Annotated in this window: 12 protein-coding genes; 10 read left to right on the top strand and 2 right to left on the bottom strand. The window is 65.0% G+C overall.

Features of this window, described 5'->3' with window-relative positions; genetic code table 11:
• The 4 genes from BM093_RS32960 to BM093_RS32975 form a co-directional block, all read left to right on the top strand.
• Window positions 1-1,247: MMPL family transporter (locus BM093_RS32960; RefSeq protein ID WP_177238861.1), on the top strand; the 1,247-nt coding region annotated here is incomplete at its 5' end.
• Window positions 1,247-2,611, top strand: coding sequence for a peptidyl-prolyl cis-trans isomerase (locus tag BM093_RS32965; protein WP_093356825.1), 1,365 nt, complete (start codon window positions 1,247-1,249; stop codon window positions 2,609-2,611). The genes BM093_RS32960 and BM093_RS32965, both read left to right, overlap by 1 nt.
• Before the next feature lie 8 nt (window positions 2,612-2,619).
• Window positions 2,620-2,832 carry a hypothetical protein gene (locus BM093_RS32970; RefSeq protein WP_245773965.1) on the top strand — a complete coding sequence of 71 codons (213 nt, stop codon included), beginning with the start codon at window positions 2,620-2,622 and terminating at the stop codon, window positions 2,830-2,832.
• 117 nt (window positions 2,833-2,949) lie between these two features.
• Window positions 2,950-3,612 (top strand): response regulator transcription factor, encoded by a 663-nt coding sequence (locus BM093_RS32975; RefSeq protein WP_177238862.1) that lies wholly within the window; start codon window positions 2,950-2,952, stop codon window positions 3,610-3,612.
• A 6-nt stretch (window positions 3,613-3,618) separates the two neighbouring features.
• Here BM093_RS32975 and BM093_RS32980 read toward each other — a convergent pair whose 3' ends face one another.
• Both BM093_RS32980 and BM093_RS36380 read right to left on the bottom strand, forming a co-directional pair.
• Window positions 3,619-4,929, bottom strand: a complete 1,311-nt coding sequence (locus tag BM093_RS32980; RefSeq protein WP_177238863.1) for a sensor histidine kinase — start codon at window positions 4,927-4,929, stop codon at window positions 3,619-3,621.
• Window positions 4,926-5,378: a hypothetical protein gene (locus BM093_RS36380; RefSeq protein ID WP_177238864.1), complete on the bottom strand. Its 453-nt coding sequence runs from the start codon at window positions 5,376-5,378 to the stop codon at window positions 4,926-4,928. Before BM093_RS36380 ends, BM093_RS32980 begins: the two co-directional genes overlap by 4 nt.
• Before the next feature lie 157 nt (window positions 5,379-5,535).
• Here BM093_RS36380 and BM093_RS32985 point away from each other — a divergent pair, with 157 nt between their 5' ends.
• The 6 genes from BM093_RS32985 (at window position 5,536) to BM093_RS33010 (ending at window position 11,885) form a co-directional block, all read left to right on the top strand.
• Window positions 5,536-6,642, top strand: a complete 1,107-nt coding sequence (locus BM093_RS32985) for an NDMA-dependent alcohol dehydrogenase (RefSeq protein ID WP_093356843.1) — start codon at window positions 5,536-5,538, stop codon at window positions 6,640-6,642.
• A 29-nt stretch (window positions 6,643-6,671) separates the two neighbouring features.
• Window positions 6,672-7,658 carry a R2-like ligand-binding oxidase gene (locus BM093_RS32990; RefSeq protein WP_093356847.1) on the top strand — a complete coding sequence of 329 codons (987 nt, stop codon included), beginning with the start codon at window positions 6,672-6,674 and terminating at the stop codon, window positions 7,656-7,658.
• A gap of 59 nt (window positions 7,659-7,717) precedes the next feature.
• Window positions 7,718-8,038 (top strand): ferredoxin, encoded by a 321-nt coding sequence (gene fdxA / locus BM093_RS32995; protein WP_093356851.1) that lies wholly within the window; start codon window positions 7,718-7,720, stop codon window positions 8,036-8,038.
• 22 nt (window positions 8,039-8,060) lie between these two features.
• On the top strand, window positions 8,061-9,044 hold the full coding sequence (locus BM093_RS33000) for an NAD(P)/FAD-dependent oxidoreductase (RefSeq protein ID WP_093356854.1): 984 nt from the start codon (window positions 8,061-8,063) through the stop codon (window positions 9,042-9,044).
• Between the two features lie 520 nt (window positions 9,045-9,564).
• Window positions 9,565-11,058: a long-chain-fatty-acid--CoA ligase gene (locus BM093_RS33005; RefSeq protein WP_245773966.1), complete on the top strand. Its 1,494-nt coding sequence runs from the start codon at window positions 9,565-9,567 to the stop codon at window positions 11,056-11,058.
• A 455-nt stretch (window positions 11,059-11,513) separates the two neighbouring features.
• Window positions 11,514-11,885 (top strand): helix-turn-helix domain-containing protein, encoded by a 372-nt coding sequence (locus BM093_RS33010; protein ID WP_245773967.1) that lies wholly within the window; start codon window positions 11,514-11,516, stop codon window positions 11,883-11,885.
• The last annotated feature ends 89 nt before the right edge of the window (window positions 11,886-11,974 follow it).

The following is an 11,974-nucleotide window of genomic DNA, read 5'->3' on the forward strand; positions in this document are numbered from 1 at the left end:
CTGTGATCACAGCCGGTCTGGCGACATCCGCGAGTTTCGCGGCACTGTCGTTCAGCCCGATCCCCACGGTTCGCGACCTCGGAGCCACGCTTGCGATCGGTGTCGGTGTCTCACTGGTTGCCGGTGTCGTGCTTACCCGATTCCTCCCCACGGCATCCGCCGACGAAGTGGCGGCCCCGCCGGTACCAGCTCCTCGTCGACAGACGTCCCGCCGCGTGCGGTTGACCGTCGGTGCCGGGGTTGCGCTCGTCGCGCTCGCCGGGTGGCTGCTGCTTCCGCAGTTGCCCCTGCGCGCTGATCTGCAGGGCTTCGCCGATGGGCTGCCCGTCATCAACGACGCCAAGCACGTCGAGGACGTGCTGGGTACGGGGGGCGAGTTCACCATCGCGCTCTCTGGCGGCGGCGTCGCGACGCCTGAGGCCATGCGCTGGATGACCGCAGCACAGGAGGCTATCGTGGCCCAGGAGGGTGACAAGCTGCGACCCATCGTGTCGCCGCCATCGATGATGGCGTTTCTCGGGGGCGAGCCCACGGCAGAACAGGTGGATGCCGCATTGCGGCTACTCCCCCCATACCTCACAGGAAGCGTGATCAACGCCGACCGCTCGCTGGCGGTCCTGACCTTCGGCACCCGCCTCAGTGATGCCGAACAGTTGCGCGAACTGCGCGACGACGTCCTTGCCGCCCTCCCACCACCGCCGCCCGGCATGCACGTGGACCTGACTGGCCTGCCGATGCTGGCGGTATCGGCCTATGAGGACGTGTCGTCGGACCGCTACCTGGCGAACATCCTCGGCATCGCGGCAGCCGGTACCGTGCTCGCGGTCGGCCTACGTCGCCGCACAGACGCCCTGATCGCGGTGTCCTCCGCAGGACTGGCGACCGGTCTGGGGCTTCTCGTGCTGTGGGGAACCGGCGCCGGGCTCAGCCCGGTGACCGTCGCGCTCGGCTCACTCACGGCGGCGGTCGGCTGCGAATTTGCCGTCCTGCTGGCCGAGGCCCAACGCCGCGCCAACCGCGACCTTGCCAAGGCGGTGCTGGTAGCGGCCGCCGCATCAGCCACCGGCTACGCCGTGCTTGTCGTTTCGAAACTCACGGTCGTTGTGCAGTTCGGGCTATTGCTGAGCCTGTCGGTGCTGTTGGCATTTGCTTCCGCGGGTTTCGTCGTGTGGCTGACCCGCACCTCATCGTCTGTTCTCCCGTTGAACCGGGAACCGTCCGAGATCGAATTGGTTGGAGTGCGCTGATGCCCCAGCAACGAGTCTCCCGTCCTCGAGCGAACGAGGACCCCGCGGCGAACGCCCCAGTGAATGGGACTGAGCGCCTCGGCGAGCACCAGGATTGCTCGAGCGCCCAGGGCGACGCGGCCGGGTCGACCGAGCCAGACCCGCAGCCCGTCAGCTCGGACCAGATCAGCGATCACGAGGACACGGTTGGCGACGACCGCACCGACGCCGCCGCCCCGCCCGACCCAGCAGCGCCGGACACAGAGACCGCCGAGGCTGACTGTGACGAGGACGCAGCGACCTCGGATGGCAGCGGTGACGCGCGGCTACCGCTGCACCGCCGTCTCCTCGGGCCGGCCATGCCGAAGGGACGCACACTCGCGGCTGCTCTGGTCGTCGTGCTCCTCGTCGGGGTTGGTGGGATCGCCTGGTGGCGCCTGACTGCTCTGCCTGCGGAGGCAGCATTCCGATACGACGGCGATGTCGTGACCATCGAGCAGCTTGACCAACGGATCGACGCCCTGCGCGCGCTGTATGGCGTCGAGGCGCCGGAGGACCCGGCCCAGGCAGACGGGTTCCGCCGGGACGTCGCCAAGTCGGTCGCGGTCAGCGAGATCCTCGACGACGCCGCCGAGGAACGCCAGATCGTCGTCGCCGACAAGCAGGTCCAAGACACACTCGACCGGTACATCGAGCAGCAGTTCGGACCCGGAAACCGGGACGCATTCGTGCAGGCTCTCGGCAACGTGGGAACATCTGAGCCCGCCGTACGCGACGAGATCCGCAGGCAGCTCACGGTCGGCGAGCTCATGCAGCAGGTAGTCGGCACCATCACCATCTCCGATGAAGACCTGCGAACAGCATACGATCAGCGCAAGGACACCCTCGGCACCCCCGAACGTCGGAGCATCAGCAATATCGTCGTCGCCTCCCAACAGGATGCGCAAGCAGCGCTGGACCAACTGAACGCCGGCGCTCCGGTCGCCGAGGTCGCCGCCACGTGGAGCCTGGACGCGAGCACCAAGGACAAAGGCGGTGCAATCGGAGAGGTGGCCCGCGCGGACCTCGAGCAGCCGGTCGCCGACGCCGCGTTCAGCGTGGGGAGCGGTCAGTTCTTTGGCCCGGTCCAGGGGCGTCACGGGTGGAACGTCGGCCGGGTCGACTCCGTTAGCCCGTTCGTGCCAGCGACCTTCGAGCAGGTTGCCGACGGGCTGCGGTCCGCGCTGCAGACGGAGCGTTCGCTGACCGTGTGGCGGGACTGGCTCGGACAACAAATCAGCGACGCCGATGTCGACTATGCAGATGCCTACCGTCCGGCGGATCCCGATGCCGCTCCGACGATGGACCCGGCAGGGCCGCCTGCTGAGACTGAGCCGCCGCGATGATCTCCGTAGTGGCCAACGTCGTCGTCTTCGTGTCCCTTGGGATCATCACCGTGGTGATCGGGGTGTGGGGACGTCGTAACGCAGGGCACCTCGTGCCCGCGAGCCTGCCCACGCAGGACAGAGCGAAACGCGAGCGCACACTACGTAGGGGTGCATGGGCGTGCCAGATCGTCGGCACGCTGTTCGTCGTGGCCGGGGTAACCACTACTCTCCTGGGGTGAACACGCCGGGGCGAGATGAGGCGGTGAGCCGCACGTCCAGAGAGGGCGGTGTGCCAGCGTTGGCACGCGGGGATGGGAGTGAACGCGATGACAGCCGGGGCAGACGAGTCGCAGCGTGTGACCCTGCGCGCCGGTCATGAGCAGCTATCGGCAGTCCTGATCGACGACCACGAGATCGTACTCGAGGGTCTCAAACGCGCACTCTCTCGCGAGTCGATCGACGTGGAAGCCGGGTTCCGGACCGGTGAAGAGGCGGTGCACTACTTACAGGCAGGCGACGCCTGCAGGTCCGGCGACAGAACCGATCTTGTGATCGTCGACCTGCGCCTCGGCGGGCGTTCCGGTGTCGATCTCGTCGAGGAGGTCCTTGCCGTGCGCCCCGGTGTTCAAGTCGCGATGCTCACGAGTTTCGAGGACCGTGCGGCAGTGGTCGCCGCTGTACGCGCGGGTGCCCGTGGTTTCTTCCTGAAAGACTCGTTGTGCGGCGAACTGGCCTCGGGATTGCGACGCGTGGCGGACGGGCATCTCGTCATCGATTCCAGGCTTGCTACGGCGGTCCTGGACACCTCGCTTGTGAGTCAATTCTCCAACAACGAACTTGAGATCCTACGTCTTGTCGCGAAGGGGCTGTCGAATCGCCAGATTGGCGATAGTATGCACCTGTCCCACTACACAGTGAAGGAATATCTGTCGCGCAGCATGCGCAAGCTCGGGACCGGCACGCGCGCTGAAACAGTGTTGCGGGCTGTGGAGGGAAGGTTGCTTACCCGCGAGTCGTGAGAGCAGTCACGCCCACCGCAGCGGGACCACAAGCCGCGTCACCAGTCCGCCCCCATGTCGTGAGTTCAACGTCAGCGTCCCATTCATCGCCGACGTCAGTTGTTCGACGATCCACAGCCCGAGCCCGCTCGTCCCGCGGCGTTCTCCGAAACTCGTGTACTTGCGTGTCACCAGGCCCAACTGGTCCGGGGGCAGCCCAGGACCGCGGTCGCGGACCTCGGCGATGAGATTGTCCTTCTCGCGTATCAGATACATCTCGACTGCGGCGGTCCCGCTGATCCTGCCTGCGTTCTCGGCGAGATTCACCAGTATTCGGCGGAGTCGTTGAGGCTCGCAGATCGCGACTGATTCAGGTGGTCGAATGAACGAGAGACGCCGCTCGGGCGGAATACCTGCGCCGTCGAACACGCTTTCCACAAGCTCATCGAGTCGGACTTTACGGTCCCGTACACGTCCCACCGGACTGCCTTCGGCGAGGGCGACATCGGCCAGACCGGCGAGCATGTCTTCTAGATGTCGGACGTGGGCCGACAGCAGCGTGATCGCTGCCGGCTTGACCGGCGTTTCCTGACTCTCGGCATCGCGGAGAAGTGCCGAGAGCGAAACGATGGGAGTCCGGAACTCGTGGAGGATCACCCGGAGACCATCCAGACGTGCCTGCTGCGAGTCCAGCAGTCGGGCTCGAAGATCGCGTTCTTCCTCCAGTGCTGCGCGCTCGGCGAGCGCCTCCGCCTCGGACTCTGCAGCAGCCTGGAATCCACGCCGCAATCGGCGGACGAAGACGCCCACGAGGCTGGCCGTCGCCAGGAGGTACATGGTCCACCACAGGCCGACCAGGACCTCGTTCGGGCGTGGGTCCACCGGCTGAGTCGTGAAGTAGCCGATCGCGGTGAAGGCAATGCCGATCGCAACTGCGAATGTCGCCCCCCATCGCGGTTCCTCACGCAGGCTCGCGGCGATGACCACCAGTGGCAGCACCGCAACGAAGAGGCTGTGGGCTCCTCCTGTAAAGGCGCACGCGGTGAGGGACAGCGTCGTGTCTGCAGAGGTCACGAACCATGCAGGCGGGTCACCGAGACGGATAACACGCGCGATGAGCAGAGCGAACCCGTACAGCACCGTCACCACGGCGAGGGGCACGACGAGATGGGCATTACCGCCCTCGGCTGCGCCTGTCATCCAGATCAGTGCTGGCAGGGAGAGCACAACCCCGACCCTGATGGTCAGGGTGGTCAGGTCATCACGCCGCGGCCAATTCACCGCGATGTCGTCGTTTCGGGCGCGACCGATGCTCCTGAGGGGCACGCTGCTACTCATTCGGCTTCGGTGAGCAGCGCACGATGGGTTGCGGGGTGCATCAGGGCCACGGAACCGAGAAGGAGCAAGCCGAAGGCGGGGAGAACCTGCCAACGTCCATCCCAGGCCAGGGTGATCAGCGCGAAGGCACCGACACCGACCAAGCCGACCCTCGACCACCCGCGGCGGCAGAGGAGCGCGAGCACAAGACCCAGCATGGCGAGAGCGACGGTGACCGCGATGAAACCAGAAGCGGCCAACGTGGGCGGGTCGGCGACGGCCGCTGCGCCGAGTTGGGCCGATACGACGTCCGCCTGCGGCTCCGGAACACCGTCGGCGAATGCGTCGCCCGCAGCGAAGAAGATGCAGAGCGCGAGGGCCAGCCAGCAGCAGACTGCGATCCAGATCGTGACGGGGATCCGTGTCCCGCGAGACGCAGTGAGCCGACCGCCGTCGTGAGGTGACGACATGCGCGGAGTGTAACTGGCACCACACAGGCCGAGGCTGGGTCTCGTGGGCCGTCTTGTGGCCTCGCCAGGCCGGTGCTGGCGCGCACGGTCCGGTGACCGCCGACGACATCGCTGTGACCATCTACACAGACGTCTCAAGGATGAGGAGAGTTGACACATGAAGACCAAAGCCGCCGTTCTCTGGGGACTGGGGCAGAAGTGGGAAGTCGAGGAGATCGACCTCGCTCCCCCCGGCCCCGGTGAGGTCATGGTCAAGCTCACCGCTAGCGGCCTGTGCCACTCCGACGAACACCTCGTCACGGGTGATCTCCCGTTCCCGCTGCCGGTCGTCGGCGGCCACGAGGGGGCCGGAACGATCGTGGAGGTCGGGCCTGGTGTTGAGGAAGTCGCCGAAGACGACCCGGTGGTCCTGACTTTCCTGCCCGCCTGTGGTCGCTGCTCCTACTGTGTTCGCGGCATGACCAACCTGTGTGAACTCGGCGCCGCGGTGATGATGGGCCCGCAGTTGGACGGGGGCTACCGCTTCAACGCCCGTGGCCAGGACGTCGGCCAGATGTGCCTGTTGGGAACCTTCTCCGAGTACACCGTGGTGCCGATGGCCTCCGTGGTGAAGGTGGATGAGGGGACCGCGCTGGATAAGGCGGCACTCATCGGCTGTGGTGTCACCACCGGCTACGGGAGCAGCATCAGGACCGCTGAGATCACCGCCGGGGACACGGTGGTGGTCCTCGGTGCGGGCGGTATCGGCATGAACGCCATCCAAGGCGCCCGAATCGCCGGGGCGCGGAACATCGTCGCCGTCGACCCTGTCGAGACGAAGCGCGAGTGGGCTCGGGAGTTCGGCGCCACCCACGTCTCGCACTCGGCGGATGCCGCCTGGGAGATCGTCAGTGAGCTCACCCGCGGCAAGCTTGCCGACGCCTGCATCGTGACTACGGGAGTCGCAGAAGGCGCCGACACCGCGCCGGCGCTGGCTCTGGTCGGCAAGCGGGGCCGCGTCGTGATCACTGCGATCGGGCACCCGGAGGAGCAGACACTCACCGGGTCGCTGATGGAGATGACCCTCTACGAGAAGCAGATCCGCGGATCGCTCTATGGCTCGTCGAATGCCCAACATGATGTGCCTCTGCTGCTGGAGCTCTACAACACCGGTCAGCTGAAGCTCGACGAGCTCGTCACCCGCGAGTACCGCCTCGAGGAGGTCAACGAAGGTTACGACGATATGCGCGCGGGCCGAAACGTCCGTGGCCTCATCCGCTTCTGATGCCACCCCACAACAACGAGGAGAGACACATGGCGATCGAGCGCGTGATCGAGCACACAAAGCGCACCGGTTGGGGCAGCCTGTCCCACCACGGCCTGCGCATGGAGTCGTTCCCGATGCGCCTATTCCGCAAGGGCAACAATAAGTTCTGGAACCCCGAGGACATCGACTTCTCCCAGGACAAGGTCGACTTCGAGGCCATGTCAGACGACGAGAAGCATCTCACACGGGTGCTGGCCTCGCAGTTCATGGCGGGTGAGGAATCGGTGACGCAGGACCTGCAGCCGTTCGCCCACGCGATGGCCGCCGAGGGTCGACTGAGCGACGAGGCGTACCTCACCCAATTCATCTTCGAGGAGGCCAAACACATGCAGGGCTTCCGGCTCTGGTTCGACGCGGTCGGTGAGACGGCAGACTTGCACAGCTACGTCGAGTACAGCGAAGCGTACGAGACGATCTTTAAGAACGAGCTCTCTCAGTCGCTGTTCGCGCTTCTGGACGACCCGTCACCGGCCAATCAGGTCCGCGCGTCGGTCACTTACAACCACGTGGTCGAGGGAACACTGGCGCTGACCGGATACTACGTGTGGGCCAAGATCTGCGCTAGCCGCGGCATCCTGCCCGGCATGCAGAGGCTCGTGAAGCTCATCGGTGACGACGAGCGCCGTCACATGGCGTGGGGCACCTTCACCTGCCGTCGGCACGTCGCCGCGGACGACAAGAACTGGGAGGTCGTCGATGAGCGGATGCAGGAACTGCTGCCGCTTGCGCTCCAGCAGATCGTGGGGCTGTTCGACGAGTTCGAGCTGAACAATCGCGATGTCCCGTTCGGGATCTCGATCGACGAGATGAGTGACTACGCCCTGGACAAGGTCAACCGGCGCCTGGAATCGATCGAGAGTGCCCGCGGCCAGAACGTGTATGTGATCGACGAGGACTACTCGCCGATGGAGATGGAGGACCGCTTCGGCGCCGAGGACGAGAAGAACATCGCGCTCGCACTCACCGGAGCCTGACGGGTTCCTCATAGGGCGGGCGGGCACCGGCCCGCCCGCCCTCGAGCGAAAGGTTGATCATGGCTTTTGTCATCGGAGCGCCCTGCGTCGATGTGAAGGACAAATCGTGCATCGAAGAGTGCCCCGTCGACTGCATCTACGAAGGCGACCGGATGATGTACATCCATCCCGACGAGTGCATCGACTGCGCGGCATGTGAACCGGTCTGCCCGGTCGAGGCCATCACCTCGGCGCAGAAGGCCGGAGACGCGCACAAGCCCTTCCAGGAATCGGCACGAGCGATGTTCGCCGAGCTTGGTTCGCCCGGCGGTTCCTTCAACGTGGACGGCATTCTTTCCGACACCGAGTTCGTCGCGGGATTCGCGAAGACCGACGACTGAGGCATACGAGGAGCCACTGACCATGTCCGACGACATCGACGTCGACCTGCTGCTGATCGGCGCCGGCCCCACCGGGCTGTACGGCGCCTACTACGGCGGCTTCCGAGGGTTGCGTGTCGCCGTTCTCGACGCACAGCCGCAGCTCGGAGGGCAGGTCAGTGCGATCTACCCCGAGAAGAACATCTACGACATCGCCGGCGTGCCCGGCGTCCAGGCACAGACGCTCGTCGACAATCTCGTTCAGCAGGCTGCGCAGTTCGAGCCGACCCACATCCTGGGCGAGCAGGCGACCCAGCTCGAGCGCACGGGCCACGGGTGGACCGTGCGGACAGCGGCAGGTCGAAGTGTCCGTGCCGGAGCCGTCATCATCACCAGTGGAGTCGGCACGGTGACCCCACGACCGCTGCCGTGCTCCGCGGAGCACTTCTTGGACAACGGCCTGTACTACTTCGTCCCGAAGCTCGACCTTCTCAACGACAAGAACGTGGTAGTGGTGGGCGGCGGAGACTCTGCCGTCGATTGGGCGCTTGCGGCACTCCCGCGGGCGAAATCGGTGACCCTTGTTCACCGGCGACGCCAATTTCGGGCTCACGAGCATTCAGTCAAGCAGCTCGAGTCGAGCGACTGCCGGCTGGTGCTCGACGCGTCGGTCAACGCAATGGCCGGGAACGGCCAAGTCGACTCCGTCGAGGTACAGGTCAAGGGTGAGAGCCCCGAGACTCTGCCTACTCAGGTAGTCGTCGCGGCCTTGGGATTCCTGATGAATCTGGGCCCGATCAAGGATTGGGGTCTGGAGCTCGATGGCCGCTCGATCCGCGTCGACAGCAGCATGCGCACCAACCTGCCGAGAGTCTTCGCCGCGGGTGACGTGACTACATACCCAGGTAAGGTGAAGTTGATCGCGGTCGGCTTTGGTGAAGTCGCGACGGCGGTCAACAATGCCGCCGTCGACCTGAACCCCGGCGCTTCGCTGGCTCCCGGACACTCCACCGATGCCATCGGCTAGTCGTGTCGGTCGCCGGCCACGGGATCTGTGCGCCGCAGGGGCTCGCCCGCGGGGCACCAGCTACGCAACCGAACGCCTCCCGCAGCCAGCTCAGGTCTCGCGGAGGATCCATGCAACCTGCGCACACCGGTACCGCGAGAAGGTTGACGGTGCCGCCGCCCGCACGACTTGCCGGAGAGTGGCGTCGTTCCCCGCACCGGTCGGGTCGCCGTGCCGACTTCCGCCGTCGAGTTGTGGCTGGGCTACCGACCAGGTGTCTGCGCTGACCAAGCCGTGGGTGCTGGCCAACAGTGGGTCTCCGGAGCCTGCTCGACGTCGAGGACTGCGTTACACGGCCACGGCCTGTGGCACTTCCCCGTCCCCGGCGCGAGTGATTCCAGTAAGAATCCTGGTGCCGCCCGAGCCCCGTCGAGCGTGTTCGCCAGCTCTAAGGGCGGACAGGCACGTCGCAGCGCTACTCCGCGGGCCACCGGCACTCAGTGCAGCTGCAACGTTATTGGGCCCCCGAGTATCGGAGTCAATGATGACGAACCTCGCCACGAACCTCCTCGCAACCGCCCGTTCGCTGCCCGAACACCCAGCGATCAAGCTCGACGACTACGTCGTGGACTACGCAGATCTGCACACGAGAGCGGCGGCAGTGGCAGGTGATCTGCGTTCACGAGGTGTGGATCCTGGCGACCGCGTCGGCCTGGTTTTACCGAACGTGCCAGCTTACCCGATCGTATTTTACGGGGCGTTGTTGGCTGGGGCGATCGTGGTGCCGCTTAATCCTCTCCTCAAGCGCGCCGAACTCGAATATTTTCTCAACGACTCAGGCATGCAGATCGTCTATGCCTGGGACGGCGGCAGCGACGAGGTGTCCCAGGCCGCCGATTCCGCCGGGGTCACTGAAATCGAGGTCCCGGCGACAGGCCCAACAGAGCTGTCGGGAATTCCGATCACCGAGCCAGTGAATCGGGCCGCGAACGATACGGCAGTAATCCTCTATACCTCTGGCACCACCGGGCGGCCTAAGGGGGCGGAGCTTACCCACCACAACTTGTCATCGAATGCATCAACTACGGCCGAGACACTAATCGAGATCACTGCAGACGATGTGATCATGGGCTGCCTCCCGCTGTTCCACGTCTTCGGTCTAACCTGCGGGCTCAACGCCGCGGTACGGGCTGGCTCGACACTCACCCTGCTCCCACGATTCGATCCCGCTAAAGCACTGCACGTCGTCGCACGGGACAAGGTCACTGTCTTCGAGGGAGTCCCGACAATGTACGCGGCGATACTACATTCCCCGGCTGCGACGGGCGCAGACATGTCTTCGTTGCGAACATGTATCACCGGCGGATCCGCTATGCCCGTCGAGGTCCTAGCTAATTTCGAGTCACAGTTCGGTTGCCGAGTATTCGAAGGCTACGGGCTGTCAGAAACAGCCCCGGTTGCCTCGTTTAATCAGCCTAGTCGTCCGAGCAGGCCTGGCACTATCGGGTTCCCGGTACGCGGCTGCGAGATGCGCGTGGTGGACGATGAGGGCCACGACGTGCCCGAGGACGAGAACGGTGAACTCGTGATCCGTGGTGAGAACGTCATGAAGGGATACTGGAACAAGCCGGACGCTACAGCCGAGGCATTCGTGGACGGTTGGTTCCGGACCGGAGATGTCGCTACTAAAGATCGAGATGGATTTTTCACGGTCGTCGACCGGAAGAAGGACCTTATTATCCGTGGCGGCTACAACGTGTACCCGCGCGAGGTGGAAGAATCACTCTATGGGCACCCCGCGGTAGCGGAGGCTGCAGTCATCGGAATCAAGCACGCCGACCTGGGTGAAGAAGTCGGCGCTGCTGTAGCACTCAAGCCGAACAATCAGGCTGATCCCGAGGAACTGAAGGCTTTCGTTAAGAAGAATCTCGCTGCTTACAAGTATCCGCGCAAAGTGTGGCTGGTCGACTCTCTGCCGAAGGGGCCGACCGGAAAAATCCTCCGTCGTGAGGTGACGCCGCCGTCGAATGCCTGATCTTCGCGAATAGTGCCGACCCTTGACGGCACGGCTGCGAAGGGAATCAGCCGAATCATCCACGCGTGTCGCTTCCCAAGGTTGTAGAGCTCACCATGTGCGCTTTCCGTCACCTCCGCCGCTGTCGGGGCATTCACCGCACAGCCAAGCATCGCCTGGCTTCCCACCGGTGGACTCCCGTGGTCCCACGCGCGTCGTGGGGCCAGCGGCTTCGGGATTGGATGATGAAAGGAGGGAACGCCTGACTTCAGTCACTGAGCCTCGATCCACCGAGGAATGACCTGGTGTTGATCGTGTCGTGACAGGGCCCTCTGACTCGAATCCGCGAGTGAGCCTTTGCCAACCTGCTGGATGAGCAGGTCAGCGGGTGTGCGGCGTGGCGTGACCTCGAAAGGGTGAAGCTCCTGGTGGACGGGCGATTGCCTAGATCAATCCGCCTGACCAGGAGCTTCAGAGTGCTGTCTTACCCGTCCGGGATGACCGTGTCCAGCCGCGCGCTCGGCCTGCTGGCCGATGCGCTGCGTGCGCACCGCAACCAGCGGGCGACGCGCTGGCGGAAGCTCTCCGCCGGCCGCCAGGCCCTGCTGGTGATGGCCTACCTGCGTAAGGGCGAGACCTATGCCGACCTGGCCTGCGGGTTCAAGGTCGGCACGTCGACGGTCTACCGGTACGTGCGCGAAGCGCTTGCCCTGCTCGCGGCGATGGCCCCGACGCTGGAGCAGGCGATCGAGGTCGCCGCGCGCAAGGCGTACGTCATCGTGGACGGCAGCCTGCTGCGGATCGACCGGGTCGGCATGGCTTCTGGCCGGGACCGGCCCTACTGTTGAGTCGGCACGGAGCGCGGTGCCGGTGTTGCCACCGGTCCGTTTCTAAGAGATGGTTTCAGAATGACTTCATGAGTTCGCGGTGACAGATC

The sequence above is a fragment of the Pseudonocardia ammonioxydans genome, assembly GCF_900115005.1.
Lineage (GTDB): Bacteria > Actinomycetota > Actinomycetes > Mycobacteriales > Pseudonocardiaceae > Pseudonocardia > Pseudonocardia ammonioxydans.